Origin of the sequence: Streptomyces sp. SLBN-31 (assembly GCF_006715395.1) — a bacterium.
Classification (GTDB): Bacteria; Actinomycetota; Actinomycetes; order Streptomycetales; family Streptomycetaceae; genus Streptomyces.
Genome location: NZ_VFNC01000002.1, coordinates 3,534,159 through 3,548,900, shown reverse-complemented (window position 1 = coordinate 3,548,900; position 14,742 = coordinate 3,534,159). Strand labels below are relative to the sequence as shown.

The 14,742-nt window shown below is 72.7% G+C and carries 12 protein-coding genes; 6 read left to right on the top strand and 6 right to left on the bottom strand.

The window, feature by feature from the left end:
• Positions 1 to 111: 111 nt before the first annotated feature.
• Genes FBY22_RS36025 through FBY22_RS36010 form a run of 4 tightly spaced genes read right to left on the bottom strand, consistent with a single transcriptional unit; the run spans position 112 to position 5,765 of the window.
• Complete coding sequence (locus FBY22_RS36025) at positions 112 to 1,272, bottom strand: acyl-CoA dehydrogenase family protein (RefSeq protein ID WP_142152155.1); 1,161 nt, start codon at positions 1,270 to 1,272, stop codon at positions 112 to 114.
• A gap of 2 nt (positions 1,273 to 1,274) precedes the next feature.
• The gene (locus tag FBY22_RS36020; RefSeq protein WP_142152154.1) at positions 1,275 to 2,225 is read right to left on the bottom strand and encodes a hydroxymethylglutaryl-CoA lyase; all 951 of its coding nucleotides are present in this window, start codon (positions 2,223 to 2,225) and stop codon (positions 1,275 to 1,277) included.
• Complete coding sequence (locus FBY22_RS36015) at positions 2,222 to 4,135, bottom strand: biotin carboxylase N-terminal domain-containing protein (RefSeq protein WP_142152153.1); 1,914 nt, start codon at positions 4,133 to 4,135, stop codon at positions 2,222 to 2,224. The genes FBY22_RS36020 and FBY22_RS36015 overlap by 4 nt, the downstream gene beginning before the upstream one ends.
• A 13-nt stretch (positions 4,136 to 4,148) precedes the next feature.
• Entirely contained in the window at positions 4,149 to 5,765 is a 1,617-nt protein-coding gene (locus tag FBY22_RS36010) for a carboxyl transferase domain-containing protein (protein WP_142152152.1), read from the bottom strand.
• Positions 5,766 to 5,861: 96 nt separating this feature from the next.
• Here FBY22_RS36010 and FBY22_RS36005 point away from each other — a divergent pair, with 96 nt between their 5' ends.
• The 4 genes from FBY22_RS36005 to FBY22_RS35990 all read left to right on the top strand — a co-directional run bounded on the left by FBY22_RS36005 (position 5,862) and on the right by FBY22_RS35990 (position 9,336).
• Positions 5,862 to 6,458 (top strand): TetR/AcrR family transcriptional regulator, encoded by a 597-nt coding sequence (locus tag FBY22_RS36005; RefSeq protein WP_142152151.1) that lies wholly within the window; start codon positions 5,862 to 5,864, stop codon positions 6,456 to 6,458.
• Between the two features lie 107 nt (positions 6,459 to 6,565).
• Positions 6,566 to 7,723 carry an acyl-CoA dehydrogenase family protein gene (locus FBY22_RS36000; RefSeq protein WP_142152150.1) on the top strand — a complete coding sequence of 386 codons (1,158 nt, stop codon included), beginning with the start codon at positions 6,566 to 6,568 and terminating at the stop codon, positions 7,721 to 7,723.
• 36 nt (positions 7,724 to 7,759) lie between these two features.
• Positions 7,760 to 8,626: an acyl-CoA thioesterase II gene (gene tesB / locus FBY22_RS35995; protein WP_142152149.1), complete on the top strand. Its 867-nt coding sequence runs from the start codon at positions 7,760 to 7,762 to the stop codon at positions 8,624 to 8,626.
• Positions 8,627 to 8,667: 41 nt separating this feature from the next.
• On the top strand, positions 8,668 to 9,336 hold the full coding sequence (locus FBY22_RS35990; RefSeq protein WP_142152148.1) for a maleylpyruvate isomerase N-terminal domain-containing protein: 669 nt from the start codon (positions 8,668 to 8,670) through the stop codon (positions 9,334 to 9,336).
• A gap of 12 nt (positions 9,337 to 9,348) precedes the next feature.
• Here FBY22_RS35990 and FBY22_RS35985 read toward each other — a convergent pair whose 3' ends face one another.
• Together FBY22_RS35985 and FBY22_RS35980 are read right to left on the bottom strand one after the other, a co-directional pair.
• Positions 9,349 to 10,137, bottom strand: coding sequence for a phosphatase (locus tag FBY22_RS35985; RefSeq protein ID WP_142152147.1), 789 nt, complete (start codon positions 10,135 to 10,137; stop codon positions 9,349 to 9,351).
• 88 nt (positions 10,138 to 10,225) lie between these two features.
• On the bottom strand, positions 10,226 to 11,707 hold the full coding sequence (locus FBY22_RS35980; protein ID WP_174267341.1) for a PucR family transcriptional regulator: 1,482 nt from the start codon (positions 11,705 to 11,707) through the stop codon (positions 10,226 to 10,228).
• Positions 11,708 to 11,896: 189 nt separating this feature from the next.
• Between FBY22_RS35980 and speB the strand changes: the two genes are divergently transcribed.
• Complete coding sequence (gene speB / locus FBY22_RS35975) at positions 11,897 to 12,865, top strand: agmatinase (protein ID WP_142152145.1); 969 nt, start codon at positions 11,897 to 11,899, stop codon at positions 12,863 to 12,865.
• Complete coding sequence (locus FBY22_RS35970) at positions 12,862 to 14,544, top strand: thiamine pyrophosphate-binding protein (protein WP_142152144.1); 1,683 nt, start codon at positions 12,862 to 12,864, stop codon at positions 14,542 to 14,544. Before speB ends, FBY22_RS35970 begins: the two co-directional genes overlap by 4 nt.
• Positions 14,545 to 14,742 lie beyond the last annotated feature (198 nt).

Here is a 14,742-nt window from a genome sequence, read left to right as displayed (position 1 = left end):
GCGCCCGCCGGACAGGTTCGAATGTAGGTTAGCCTAACCTCAGTCGATGTCCAGTGGGTGCTGCGCTCCGCACCGAGCCTGCGAGCAGCCTGTGCCGCTACGAACCCGGCGTCAGCCGGCGAGCCCCAACTCGCGGGCGATCAGCATGCGTTGCACCTCGCTCGTGCCCTCCCCGATCTCCAGGATCTTGGAGTCGCGCCACATGCGGGCCACGGGATACTCGTTCATGAAGCCGTAGCCGCCGTGGATCTGGGTGGCCTCGCGGGCGTTGTCGACGGCGACGGTGGAGGAGTGCAGCTTGGCCAGGGCCGCCTCCTTCTTGAAGGGAGCGCCGGACACCAGCCGGGCCGCCGCGTCCCGCCAGGCAAGCCGGGCCGTGTGGGCCTTCATCTCCATGTCGGCGATCTTGAACTGGATGGCCTGGTTGGCGCCGATCGGCCGGCCGAAGGCGTGCCGCTCCTTGGCGTACTTCACCGACTCGTCCACGCAGCCCTGGGCGAGCCCCGTGGCGAGCGCCGCGATGGCCACCCGGCCCTCGTCGAGGATGCGCAGGAACTGGGCGTAACCGCGGCCCTGTTCGCCCAGGAGGTTGGCGGCCGGGACCCGCACGTCCTGGAAGGACAGCTCACGGGTGTCGGAGGCGTTCCAGCCGACCTTCGAGTACGGCGCCGCGACCGTGAAACCCGGGGTGCCGGAGGGGACGATGATCGAGGAGATGAGCGGCCTGCCGTCCGGCTTGCGCCCGGTGACCGCCGTGACCGTCACCAACCCCGTGATGTCGGTGCCCGAGTTGGTGATGAAGCACTTCGTGCCGTTGATCACCCATTCGTTCGTCGCCTCGTCCAGGCGGGCCGTCGTCCGGGTCGCCCCGGCGTCACTGCCGCCGTCGGGCTCGGTCAGGCCGAAGGCGCCGAGGATCTCGCCGGAGCACAGCCGGGGCAGCCACTCGGCCTTCTGCTCCGGCGTGCCGAAGACATGGATCGGCATCGCGCCCAGGGAGACGCCCGCCTCCAGGGTGATGGCCACCGACGAGTCGACACGGGCCAGTTCCTCCAGGGCGATGCCCAGCGCCAGGTAGTCGCCGCCCATGCCGCCGTACTCCTCGGGGAACGGCAGCCCGAACAGGCCCATGCGGCCCATCTCGCGGACGATCTCGTACGGGAACTCGTGCCGCTCGTAGAAGTCGCCGATCTTCGGCGCCACGACGTCGTGGGCGAACGCCTCGACCGTGCGGCGGAGTTCCTCCAGTTCGGGGGAGAGACGGAAGTCCATGGTCACTGCTCCTCGGGGGCGCCGGTGTCCTCGTGGGACAGGGCTCGGACGGTGCGGGAAGGGCTGGGTCGGCCCAGGTGTTCGGCCATCCACGCGCTGGTGGCGACGAGACGGCCGAGGTCGACTCCGGTGTCGATGCCGAGACCGCGCAGCATCCACACGAGGTCCTCGGTGGCGAGGTTGCCGGTGGCGGACTTGGCGTACGGGCAGCCGCCGAGTCCGCCGGCGGAGGCGTCGACGGTCGTGACGCCGTGCCGGAGCGCGGCCAGGGTGTTGGCGAGGGCCTGGCCGTAGGTGTCGTGGAAGTGCACGCCGATGACGTCGGTGGGCACGCCCTCCGCGTTCAGCGCGGCGAGCAGTGCGCCCACGTGTCCCGGTGTCGCCACGCCGATGGTGTCGCCGAGGCTCAGCTCCTGGCAGCCCATGTCCATCAGCGCCCGGCACACGCGGACGGCCTGGGGGACCGGGACCGCGCCCTCCCAGGGGTCGCCGAAGCACATCGAGACATAGCCGCGCACATGGGCGCCCTCGTCCCTGGCGTGCCGCACGACCGGGTCGAACACCGCGAGGGACTCGTCGACCGTGCGGTTGAGGTTGGCCTTCGCGAAGGACTCGGTGGCGCTGGCGAAGACGGCGACGCGGCGCGCGCCGAGGGCGAGGGCCCGGTCGAGCCCGCGCTGGTTGGGCACCAGGACGGGCAGGTCCACGGCCAGGTCGCGGACCATGGGGAACAGCGCTTCCGCGTCGGCCAGTTGGGGCACCCACTTGGGGTGCACGAAGCTGGTCGCCTCGATCGTCGTCAGTCCCGCGTCGGCCAGGCGGCGCACGAACTCCGCCTTCACCTCCGTCGGCACGGTCGACTTCTCGTTCTGCAGGCCGTCGCGCGCGCCGACCTCGTGGATGCGGACCCTTGCGGGCAGGTCCGGGGCCGGTACGACCATGGGGAGCGTCACTGGTCCTCCTCCGCCGGGGTGATGACGGCGAGCACCTGGTCCATGGCGACCGTGGTGCCCGGCGCGACGTCCAGTTCGGCGACCGTGCCGGCGTGCGGGGCGGAGATGACGTGCTCCATCTTCATCGCCTCGACGACCAGCAGGGACTGGCCCGCGGCCACCTCGTCGCCGACGGCGACCTTCACCACGGTGACCGTGCCGGGCATGGGCGCGGTGAGCGAGTCGGCGCCGGCGTGCTCCGCGCGGGTCAGGGACGCGGCCACGGGGTCGCCGTCGCGCACCTGCCAGGCGTCGCCGTCGCGGCCGAGCCAGTCGGCGGCGCGGTGGAAGGTGTGGCGGACACCGTCGAGGGTGACCGAGACGGTGTCGTCGGTGACGGTGTGGGTGCCGCGGGGCACGTACTCGACGGGGTCCTGCACGCGCAGAGGGAAGCCGACGGGCCTGGGCGTGCCGCCGAGCCGCCAGCCGTTCGGCACGGAGAACGGGTCGGTCCAGCCCCGCCCGCGCGGCCGCAGCGCGTCCAGGCGTACGGCCGCCGCGGCCTCGTACACCTCCTCGGGCACGTCCGTGGAGACGAGGTCGTCCACCACGCGCTCCACCAGCCCGGTGTCCAACTCGCCCGCCACCACCGCCGGATGCGCCAGCAGCCGGCGCAGGAACCCGGCGTTGGTCTGCACCCCGAGCGTCACGGTTTCCGCCAGGGCCGCCCGCAGCTTCCTGATCGCCGTCGCCCGGTCGGGCCCGTACGCGATCACCTTGGACAGCATCGGGTCGTACAGCGAGCCGACCTCCGTGCCCTCGCTGAGCCCGGAGTCGGTGCGGACGCCGTCGCCCTGCGGTTCGGCCAGCCTCAGCACCGTGCCGCCCGAGGGGAGGAACCCGCGCGCCGGATCCTCGGCGCACACCCGCGCCTCGATGGCGTGCCCGGTCAGCGTGATGTCGTCCTGCGCGTACGGCAGTCGCTCACCCGCCGCCACCCGCAGCTGCCACTCCACCAGGTCCAGGCCGGTGATCAGCTCGGTCACCGGGTGCTCGACCTGGAGCCGGGTGTTCATCTCCATGAAGTAGTACGACGACGGGTCCTCGCCCGGCACGATGAACTCCACCGTGCCCGCGCCCCGGTACCCGCACGAGCGCGCCGCCTGCACCGCGGCCTCGCCCATCGCGGACCGCGTCGCCTCGTCGAGGAGCACGCTGGGCGCCTCCTCGATGATCTTCTGATGCCGGCGCTGCAGCGAGCACTCGCGCTCGCCGAGGTGGATGACGTTGCCGTGGCCGTCGGCCAGGACCTGGATCTCGATGTGCCGGGGGCTGTCCACCCAGCGCTCCACCAGCAGTGTGTCGTCGCCGAAGGAGGCGCGGGCCTCACGGCGGGCGGCGGCGATCTCGTCCTCCAGCACGGACAGGTCGCGCACCAGGCGCATGCCCTTGCCGCCACCGCCGGCCGACGGCTTCAGCAGCACGGGTGCGCCCAAAGCGCGGGCCGCCTCCGCCAGTTCCGGGTCGCGGCCGCCGGGCACGACAGGCACTCCGGCCGCCTGCACCGTCTCCTTGGCACGGATCTTGTCACCCATCAGGGCGATGGCCTCGGCGGGCGGCCCGATGAAGACCAGCCCGGCGTCGGCGCACGCGCGCGCGAAGGCCGCGTTCTCCGCGAGGAAGCCGTAGCCGGGGTGGACCGCCTGGGCGCCGGTGCGGGCGGCGGCCTCGAGGAGCCGCTCCACGGACAGATAGCTCTCGGAGGCGGGCGGCGGACCGATCCGTACCGCCGTGTCGGCCTCGCGGACGTGCCGGGCGTCGGCGTCCGCGTCGGAGAAGACGGCCACCGAGCGCACGCCCAGTGAGCGGAGCGTACGGATCACGCGGACGGCGATCTCGCCCCGGTTGGCCACGAGCACTGTGTCGAACATGGTCCCTCCCCCCTTACATCCGGAAGACGCCGAACTGGGGCTCGCCCAGCGGCGCGTTGGCACACGCGGTCAGCGCGAGACCCAGCACCTGGCGGGTCTCCAGCGGGTCGATCACGCCGTCGTCCCACAGGCGGGCGGTGGCGTAGTAGGCGTTGCCCTGGCGCTCGTACTGCTGCCGGATCGGCGCCTTGAACGACTCCTCGTCGTCCGCGGGCCACTCCTCGCCGCGCGCCTCCGACTGGTCCCGCTTGACGGTCGCGAGGACGGAGGCGGCCTGCTCGCCGCCCATGACGGAGATCTTGGCGCCGGGCCACATCCACAGGAAGCGGGGCGAGTAGGCCCGGCCGCACATCGAGTAGTTGCCCGCGCCGTAGGAGCCGCCGACCACGACCGTCAGCTTCGGCACGCGCGTGCAGGCCACCGCGGTCACCATCTTGGCGCCGTGCTTGGCGATGCCGCCCGCCTCGTAGTCCTTGCCGACCATGAACCCGGAGATGTTCTGCAGGAACAGCAGCGGGATGCCGCGCTGGTCGCACAGCTCGATGAAGTGGGCGCCCTTCTGGGCGGACTCGGAGAACAGGATGCCGTTGTTGGCGACGATGCCCACCGGGTGTCCGTGGATGCGGGCGAACCCGGTGACCAGGGTCTGCCCGAACTCGGCCTTGAACTCCGCGAAGCGGGAGCCGTCGACCACGCGCGCGATGATCTCGCGCACGTCGTACGGGGTGCGGGAGTCGACCGGGACCGCGCCGTACAGGCCGTACGGGTCGACCTTCGGCTCGATGGACTCGGTGACCTCCCAGGGCAGCGGCCCGCGCGCGGGGAGCGTCGCCGCGATGTTCCGCACGATCCGCAGCGCGTGCGCGTCGTCCTCGGCGAGGTGGTCGGTGACGCCGGAGATCCGGGAGTGCACCTCGCCGCCGCCCAGCTCCTCGGCCGTGACGACCTCGCCGGTGGCCGCCTTCACCAGCGGCGGTCCGCCGAGGAAGATCGTGCCCTGGTTGCGGACGATCACGGCCTCGTCGCTCATCGCGGGGACGTACGCCCCGCCGGCCGTGCAGGAGCCGAGGACGGCGGCGATCTGCGGGATACCGGCACCGGACATACGGGCCTGGTTGTAGAAGATCCGCCCGAAGTGCTCCCGGTCCGGGAAGACCTCGTCCTGCATGGGCAGGAAGGCGCCGCCGGAGTCGACCAGGTAGACGCACGGCAGGCGGTTGTCGAGGGCCACCTCCTGGGCGCGCAGGTGCTTCTTCACCGTCATCGGGTAGTACGTGCCGCCCTTGACCGTGGCGTCGTTGGCGACGATCACGCACTCGCGGCCGCTCACCCGCCCGATCCCGGCGATCACCCCGGCCGCGGGGGCCGCGCCGTCGTACATCCCGTCGGCGGCGAGGGGCGCGAGCTCCAGGAAGGGCGAGCCGGGGTCGAGCAGGGCGTCCACCCGGTCCCTGGGCAGCAGCTTCCCGCGCGCGGTGTGCCTCGCCCGCGCCTTCTCACCCCCGCCCATGCGGGCCGCGGCCAGCTTGCCGCGCAGCTCCTCGGCGAGCGCGCGATGAGCCCGCTCGTTGGCTTTCCAGGCCTCCGACGCGGGGTCGGCCGCGCTGTGAAGCTCCGGTGCCTCGTGCATCCTTGCGGTCCCCTCACCCAGTGGTCGACTGTTAATGAGCGTTAACCATTTCCTTTAGGTTAACGACCGCTAACCTCCCTGTCTAGAATTGCCTTCATGGCCACCAGAACCGACGCCCCCACCCGCCGCGAGCAGATCCTCAAGGAGGCCGCGCGGCTGTTCGCCGAGCGCGGTTTCCACGGGGTCGGAGTCGACGAGATAGGTGCCGCCGTCGGCATCAGCGGCCCCGGTCTGTACCGCCACTTCGCGGGCAAGGACGCCATGCTGGCCGAGCTGCTGGTCGGCATCAGCGGCCAGCTGCTGACCGGCGCCAAGCGTCGGCTCGCGGAGGTGGACGGCACTCCGGCCGAGGCGGTCCTCGACTCGCTCATCGAGGGGCACATCGACTTCGCGCTCGACGACCGTCCCCTGATCACCCTGCACGACCGCGAGCTGGACCGCCTCCGGGACAGCGACCGCAAGCTGGTGCGCCAGCTCCAGCGGCAGTACGTCGAGCTGTGGGTCTCGGTCCTGCGCGAGGTCTATCCGGGCCTGGCGGAGCCCGCCGCCCGCTCCGCCGTCCACTCCGTCTTCGGCCTGCTGAACTCCACCCCGCACCTGGGCCGCCCGGGTTCCCTGCCGGGCCGCGGGGCCACCGCCGAGCTGCTGCACCGGATGGCCAGGGGGGCGTTCGCGGCGGCCGGGGCGGAGTGACGAGCGTTACGGGATCTCCTCTGGACGCCCCTCCCTACCCGCCGGTACCTTAGTGATCTGAGCAAGCGCTTAGACATGGAGCTATCGAGCCAGCTGGAGGTGGCGGAGTGCGCCGTACGGTGTTCAACGAGGACCACGAGGCGTTCCGGGAGACTCTTCGCGCCTTCATCGAGGCCGAGGTCGTCCCCGTCTACGACGAGTGGTTCGCGGCCGGCCAGGCGCCGCGCGACTTCTACTACAAGCTCGCCGAGCTGGGCCTCTTCGGCATCAACGTCCCCGAGGACTTCGGCGGCGCCGGCATCGACTCGTACAAGTTCGAGGCCGTGATGTACGAGGAGACCGCGCGTGCCGGTGTCCACTTCGGCGGCTCCGGCGTGCACGTGCTGCTCGCCCTGCCGTACATCAAGATGCTCGCCACCGACGAGCAGAAGAAGCGCTTCCTGCCGAAGTTCGTCTCCGCCGAGGAGATGTGGGCCCTGGCGATGACCGAGCCGGGCACCGGCTCCGACCTCGCGGGCATGAAGACCACCGCCAAGCTCAGCGAGGACGGCACCCACTACGTCCTCAACGGCTCCAAGACCTTCATCACCGGCGGCGTCCACGCCGACCGCGTGATCGTGTGCGCCCGTACCGCCGCGCCCACCGCCGAGGACCGCCGCCACGGCATCTCCCTGTTCGCCGTGGACACCAGGTCCGAGGGCTACTCCATCGGCCGCAAACTCGACAAGCTCGGCCTGCGCACCTCCGACACCGCCGAGCTGGCCTTCGTCGACGTCAAGGTCCCCGTCGAGGACCTGCTCGGCGAGGAGAACAAGGGCTTCTACTACCTCGGCCACAACCTCGCCTCCGAGCGCTGGGGCATCGCCTTCGGCGCCTACGCGCAGGCCAAGGCCGCCGTCCGGTTCGCCCAGCAGTACGTGACGGACCGCACCGTCTTCGGCAAGCCGGTCGCCTCCTTCCAGAACACCAAGTTCGAGCTGGCCGCCTGCAAGGCCGAGGTGGACGCCGCCGAGGCGGTCGCCGACCGCGCCCTGGAGGCCCTCGACGCCGGTGAGCTGACGCCCGCCGAGGCCGCCAGCGCCAAGCTGTTCTGCACCGAGGTCGCCCACCGCGTCATCGACCGCTGCCTGCAGCTGCACGGCGGCTACGGCTTCATGAACGAGTACCCGATCGCCCGCCTGTACGCGGACAACCGCGTCAACCGCATCTACGGCGGCACCAGCGAGATCATGAAGACGATCATCGCCAAGGACATGGGTCTGTAAGCCCACCGCAACCACCGGCCGCTACAACTGGACGCCATGAGCCAGGCACTTCAGGACCTCCTCGATCTGCTCGACCTGGAGCAGATCGAGGAGGACATCTTCCGCGGCCGGTCCCGCTCCGCCGTCGTCCCCCGGGTCTTCGGGGGACAGGTGGCGGCGCAGGCACTGGTCGCCGCCGGGCGCACGGTCCCCGCCGACCGCCCCGCGCACTCCCTGCACGCGTACTTCCTGCGCCCCGGCGACCCGGGCGCGCCCATCGTCTACAGCGTCGACCGCATCCGCGACGGACGTTCCTTCACCACCCGCCGCGTGGTCGCCGTCCAGCACGGCAAGCCGATCTTCCACCTGTCGGCGTCCTTCCAGACCCATGAGGACGGACTCGACCACCAGGCCCCCATGCCGCCCGCGCCCGACCCGGCGACGCTGCCGACCTCCCACGAGCGGCTGCGCGGCTACGACCACCTCGCCCCGGCGGTCGTCGAGCGGTTCCTGGAGGCCCGCGAGGCCGTCGACCTGCGGTACGTCGAGGAACCGCCGTACGGGAAGTTCGGCGAACCGCGCGAACCGCACTCCCAGGTGTGGTTCCGCACCAACGGCAAGCTCGACGACGACCCCCTCCTGCACGTCGTCCTCGCCACCTACGTCTCCGACATGACCCTCCTCGACTCCGTCCTCCTCGCGCACGGCCGCGGCGGCTGGGCGGTCGGTGACGTCGTCGGCGCCTCGCTGGACCACGCCATGTGGTTCCACCGGCCCTTCCGGGCCGACGAATGGCTCCTGTACGACCAGGAGTCGCCGTCCGCGCACGGCGGACGCGGCCTCGGACAGGCCCGCATCTACACCCAGGACGGCCGCCTCGCCATCTCCGTCATCCAGGAGGGCGTGGTGCGCGTCCCGCGCTGAATTCGGTTGAGGCGGCGGGGCGTTCCGGGTGGGATGAGTCCATGACCGAGTCGTGGAACCGGCGGGGCGGACGCATCCGGGAGGCCTACCTGGAGGCCGCGGACATCGCCGGCCGCCTGGTGGCCGAGCCCGCCGTCGCCGAGGCGTGGGACAGGCCGAGCGTGCTGCCGAAGTGGAGCGTGAGGGGGCTTGCCGGGCACATGTTCTGGCCGGAGTTCGCGCTGCCGGGGATGCTCGCCGCGCCCGTTCCGGCCGAGCCGGTCGTCTCCCTGCGCGCCTACTACCTGGAGCGGGTGACCTGGCTGGACGCCGGCGTCGACGCACCGGTCAGTGGGCGCATCCGACAGGGTGGCGAGGCCGCCGCGGCCGACGGGCACGAGGCGCTGCGCCGGCGCGTCGACGAGGTCCTCGCCGTGCTGCGGGGCCTGCTGCCGGACGTCCCCGCCGAACGCCCCGTGCACGTGGCCACCTGGGGCGAGTGGTCGCTGGAGCTGGACGACCTGCTGCTGACCCGGGCGATGGAACTCGTCGTCCACAGCGACGACCTCGCGTGCAGCGTGGGCCTGCCGACCCCCGGTTTCCCGGAGTCCGTGACCGCCCCGGTGATCGACCTGCTCACCCGCCTCGCGGTCCGCCGCCACGGCCCGGCCGACGTCGTCCGGGCCCTGTCCCGCGCCGAGCGGGCGCCCGCCTCGATCGCAGGGATCTAGGCGGGGCTCGGGCTAGGCGAGACCGGCCTCCGCCAGCAGGTAGGCGGTCATGGGGTCGTAGTAGCGCGGGCTGACCACGTGGTCGTCGAGCGGGACCGTCACCTGCACGGTTCCCTCCGCCTCGGCGAGGAACAGGGCCGGGTCGTTGCTGTCGGCGTAGCCGACGGAGTCCACTCCGTGCCGGCCGGCGTACCCCGCCCAGCCGTGGTCGGCGACGACCAGGTCGGGCAGCGGGCGGCCCTCGCGCTCCAGCGCGGTGAGGATGGCCCGCATCGGCTCGCCGGAGTGCGTGTGCCACAGGGTGGCGCCGTGTTCGAGGACCGCCACGTCCGCGAACTGCATGACGTAACCCTCCTCCGTCTGCAGCCCGTCCGGGATGACGACGATCTCGCAGCCGGCGGCCCGCAGCGCGACGGCCGTGGCGTTGTGCACCCCGAGCAGGCCGCCCGGGTGGCCGGTCGCGAGCAGCACCCGCTGCCCGCCCTCGGCCGCCTTGCGCAGCCGGCCCGCCATCCGCTCCAGGGCGGCGACCGTCAGCTCGGGGTCGATGGTGTCCTGGCCGTACCGGTACTCCGGGTCGTCGTTGACGCCGACCCGCTCCGCCATCACCGCGAGCACGTCCTGCTCGTCCCGCCAGCGGTCGCCGAGCTCCAGCCCGAGCCAGTAGTGGCGGTCGCCGTTCGCCAGCTTCCGGTAGTGGTTGAGGTTGTTCTCGCGGGGTGTCGCCACGTCGCCCGCGATGCGGGTCCGTACGAGGTGGTCGACGAGCTCGGCGCGGCTGGGTGTCCCGGGTATCGGCATGAAACCCATTGTGAGGCAGCCGACTGTGCGCGTCCCTGGCGTCCCGGACGCTGCGACGCGGGTCACGTACTCATCGTCCTGAGCACCGCTACCTATTGCCGGCCGCCTGTTGCCGCCGCAGCGCGAACCACAGCTCCATGCGGACGTCCGGATCGTCCAGGTCGGTGCCGAGCAGCGCCGCACACCGGGCGATCCGCTGCCGGACGGTGTTGCGGTGCACGGACAGCGCTACGGCCGTACGGTCCCAACTGCCGTGCAGCGACAGCCAGGCGCGCAGCGTCTCGGTCAGGGCCGGGGTGCCGGCGATCGGCGCGAGGAGAGTACGGGCGTGCGCGGCTGCCAGGTCCTCCGGCACCAGGTCGGCGAGCGCCGCCCGCTCGCCGTGCCGGACCAGGGCGCCGCGGGTGGCCCGCGCGCGGGCGAGGGCGCCGGCGGCCTGGGCGTCCGCGGCGGGGAAGGCGTCCGGGCCGACGGCGGCACTGACGCCGAGCGTCCAGCCGGGCTGCGGGTCCGGATCGCGGTCGGCGGGCAGCAGCACCCGTACGACATCGTCCGCCGGGTCGACCAGCGGCGACCCGAGCGCCGTACCGAGGGCGGAGGCGGCGAGGGCGTCGGCGGACCCCGCGTCCGGGCAGCCGTGCACGACCAGCCAGCGGCCGGCGCCGAGCAGCGGGGCGACGTCCTCCGGCGCAGCCCCCAGCAGCAGCCGGACCAGCGCCGACGAGCGGGCGGCGCCGGTGCCTTCGTGGTGCTCACCGGTCAGCAGCGACAGCAGCACCGACGCGACGGAGGCGATCGTGTGGTCGCCCTGCTCGCGCCGTGGGGCGGCGACACCGAGGACGAAGCCCTGACCGGTGCCGAGGGCGTAGGCGGCGAGGTGGACGCCGGCGGCGGTCTCGGTGGCCGAGGCGGGAGTCCCCGGCCGCGAGGGGCGCACCACTTCCGCGAGCGCGTCCAGCGCCTCCTCGGCGCCGCTCCCCGCCGGCCGCCCCGCGGCCCCGACCCGCGCACCCTCCGGCCCGTACAGCACCGCCCGCCCTCCGATCCGCCGGGCCAGTTGCCGCAGCACCGACGGCACCGGGTCCGGGCGGGAGGCGGCGGCCGCCAGGGACCGCTGGGCCTGCGTCACCCGGCGCAGCTCCGCCAGCCGGGCCTCGGCCATCAGCTGCCACACCGCCCGGCCCACCTGCGAGAACGTGGTCTGCGGCGGCACCTCGACCAGCGGCAGCCCGTACGCGTCGCAGGCCGCCACCAGCGCCCGCGGCACCGTGTCGTGCACCGGCGCCACGCCGAAGCCGAGGGCCGCGCCGCCCGCCGCGACGATCCGGGAGACGTAGTCGTCGAAGGAGGTGCCCGAACCCGCCGCCTCGGGAATGTGCACCCCCGCCGTCAGCAGCAGTTCGCCGCCCAGCAGATAGGGATAGGGGTCGGCCATCTCGGAGGCGTGGGCCCAGTGGATCGCCGTGGCCCGGTCACGGGGCCCCGCGATCTGCCGCAGCGCCAGGTCCTCGCGGGCCAGCAGGGCCGCCAGGGTCACGGGCGGCGTGGGCGGGACGGCCGGCTCCGGCATGATGTGCGTTTCCTCCATCCCGTACGGCTCGAATGGATGAAACGTACACTTCGCCGCCGCCGTCCGGCCACCTACTGTCGAAGCGGCCGGTGCCGTCGGCTTCGGCAACGGGCCGGTTCCGGCCGCCCACTAGAGTCGTAGCGGAAGCAGCGCATACGCGACGAAGCGTAGGAAAGTAGGCATGACCCCATGAGCAGCAACGAGACGCCCCGCGGCCCCGTCGACTCCTCCCGCGTCCCGCGGTACGCCGGACCCGCGACGTTCGCCCGGCTGCCCCGCCTCGACGAGGTCGGCCGCACCGACGTCGCCGTCGTGGGCGTGCCGTTCGACTCGGGCGTCTCCTACCGGCCCGGCGCCCGCTTCGGCGGCAACGCGATCCGCGAGGCGTCCCGGCTGCTGCGCCCCTACAACCCGGCGCAGGACGCGTCCCCCTTCGCCCTCGCCCAGGTAGCGGACGGCGGGGACATCGCCGTGAACCCGTTCAACATCAACGAGGCCGTCGAGACGATCGAGGCGGCGGCCGACGACCTCCTCGGCACCGGCGCCCGGCTGATGACGCTCGGCGGCGACCACACCATCGCGCTGCCGCTGCTCAGGTCCGTCGCCAAGCGGCACGGCCCCGTCGCGCTGCTCCACTTCGACGCCCACCTCGACACCTGGGACACCTACTTCGGCGCCGAGTACACGCACGGCACGCCGTTCCGGCGGGCGGTGGAGGAGAGCATCCTCGACACCGAGGCGCTCTCCCACGTCGGCATCCGCGGCCCGCTCTACGGCAAGCAGGACCTCACCGACGACGAGAAGATGGGCTTCGGCATCGTCACCTCGGCGGACGTCTACCGCCGCGGCGCCGACGAGGTGGCCGACCAGCTGCGGCAGCGCATCGGCGACCGCCCGCTGTACATCTCCATCGACATCGACTGCCTGGACCCGGCCCACGCGCCCGGCACCGGCACCCCCGAGGCGGGCGGCATGACCTCCCGCGAGCTGCTGGAGATCCTGCGCGGCCTCGCGTCCTGCAACCTGGTCTCGGCGGACGTCGTGGAGGTGGCGCCCGCGTACGATCACGCGGAGATCACGTCGGTGGCCGCGTCCCACACGGCGTACGAACTGACCACCATCATGTCCCGCCAGATTGCCGAGGCCCGCGCGAAGTGACCCACGACCACGACCTGGAGCTCCGCCCGACGCCGGCCCAGACGGAGGCCGCGCTGAACCCTCCGCCCGGGCGCACCGGCGGAGACCTGGTCGTGGAGACGCTCGCCGGGCTCGGCGCGACGACCGTCTTCGGCCTGCCCGGCCAGCACGCGCTCGGCATCTTCGACGCCCTGCGCCGCTCCGACCTGCGCTACGTGGGCCTGCGCGTGGAGAACAACGCGGGGTTCGCGGCGGACGCCTACGGCCGGATCACCGGCGAGGCCGCCCCGCTGCTGCTGTCGACCGGCCCCGGCGCGCTGACCTCGCTCGCGGCGCTGCAGGAGGCGCGCGCGGCCTCCGCGCCCGTACTGGCGATCTGCAGCCAGGTCCCCACGGCCGGGCTGGGCGGTGGCCGCCGAGGCCACCTGCACGAACTGCCGGACCAGGCGGCCTCGTTCCGGGGCGTGGTCAAGTCCGTGCACACCGTCCGCGCCCAGTCCCAGATCCCCTCGGCGATCGCGGAGGCCTGGAAGTCGGCGCTGACGGCCCCGCACGGGCCGGTGTGGGTGGAGATCCCGCAGGACGTGCTCGCGGCCGCGACGGCGCTGCCGGTGGTGACGGCGGCGGACGCGACGCCCGACGAGCTGCCCCCGCGGCCCGAACTGACCGCCGTGGCCGCCGACCTGCTCTCGCGCGCCGAGCGTCCGGTGATCCTCGCGGGCGGCGGAGTGGTGCGGGCGGACGCCTCGGGCAAGCTGAGGCAGCTGGCGGAGCGCCTCCAGGCCCCGGTGGTGACCACCTTCGGAGGCAAGGGCGCGTTCCCCTGGAACCACTCCCTGTCCCTCCAGTCCTGGCTAGAGGACCGGCACACCACGGACTTCCTCGAAGACGCGGACGTCCTGCTCGTCTTGGGCTCGGGCCTGGGTGAACTCTCCTCGAACTACCACACGTTCAGGCCCCGCGGCCGGGTGATCCAGATCGAGGCGGACCTCGGCAAACTGGAGGCCAACCACCCGGCGCTGGGCATCCACGCCGACGCCCGCCTCGCGCTCCAGGCCCTGCTGGAGACGGTGCCGCCGCGCGAGGACGCCACCGCGCCGGAGCGGGTGCGGGAGCTGCTGTCCCGGGTGGGCGAGCGCCTCGCCGCCCAGGAACTCTCCCTGGAACAGGGCCTGTTGTCGTCGATCCGCGCGGCGCTGCCCGCCGACGCCCCGTCCTTGTGGGACATGACGATCCTGTCCTACTGGGCCTGGTCCGCCTTCGACCCCAGGCGCCCCAACACCATGCACTCCGCCCAGGGCGCCGGCGGCCTCGGCTACGCCTTCCCGGCCGCGCTCGGAGCCGTCGTCGCGGACCCGACCCGGCCGGTGCTGGCCGTCTCCGGCGACGGCGGCGCCCTGTACTCCGTCGCCGAGCTGGCGACGGCGAGGCAGCACGACCTGAACGTCACCTGGCTCATCGTCGACGACGGCGGCTACGGCATCCTGCGCGAGTACATGACGGACGCCTTCGGCGAGACCACGGCGACGGAACTGACCCGCCCGGACTTCGTCGCCCTCGCGGAGGCCTTCGGCGTCCCGGGGGTCCGCACCACCCCCGAGACCCTGGAACAGGACCTGACGAAGGCGCTCGCCTCCCCGGGCCCGGCGGTCGTCGTACTCCCGGCACTGCTGCGGATGTTCGCGCCGACGCATCAGTAACTCTTTGAAACGGCCTCCGCCCGGACGGCCATGCCTACGTCGGCCTGGGCGGCAAGGGGCTGGACGAGATCGCCCCCGGATCAGATACCTCTCGCGGAACGCCTGCGCCGTGCCAGGGGTTCTCGATCGTGGACGGCACACCGCTGGCTGCGGCGGACTGAGCACCGTTCCCGTCGTGCGATTGGTGCGGAAGAATTC

Coding starts and splice junctions, on each gene's coding strand:
- FBY22_RS36025 (WP_142152155.1), bottom strand. CDS start 1,272: ATGGACTTCCGTCTCTCCCCCGAACTGGAGGAACTCCGCCGCACGGTC.
- FBY22_RS36015 (WP_142152153.1), bottom strand. CDS start 4,135: ATGTTCGACACAGTGCTCGTGGCCAACCGGGGCGAGATCGCCGTCCGC.
- FBY22_RS36010 (WP_142152152.1), bottom strand. CDS start 5,765: ATGCACGAGGCACCGGAGCTTCACAGCGCGGCCGACCCCGCGTCGGAG.
- FBY22_RS36005 (WP_142152151.1), top strand. CDS start 5,862: ATGGCCACCAGAACCGACGCCCCCACCCGCCGCGAGCAGATCCTCAAG.
- tesB (WP_142152149.1), top strand. CDS start 7,760: ATGAGCCAGGCACTTCAGGACCTCCTCGATCTGCTCGACCTGGAGCAG.
- FBY22_RS35990 (WP_142152148.1), top strand. CDS start 8,668: ATGACCGAGTCGTGGAACCGGCGGGGCGGACGCATCCGGGAGGCCTAC.
- FBY22_RS35985 (WP_142152147.1), bottom strand. CDS start 10,137: ATGCCGATACCCGGGACACCCAGCCGCGCCGAGCTCGTCGACCACCTC.
- FBY22_RS35980 (WP_174267341.1), bottom strand. CDS start 11,707: ATGCCGGAGCCGGCCGTCCCGCCCACGCCGCCCGTGACCCTGGCGGCC.
- speB (WP_142152145.1), top strand. CDS start 11,897: ATGAGCAGCAACGAGACGCCCCGCGGCCCCGTCGACTCCTCCCGCGTC.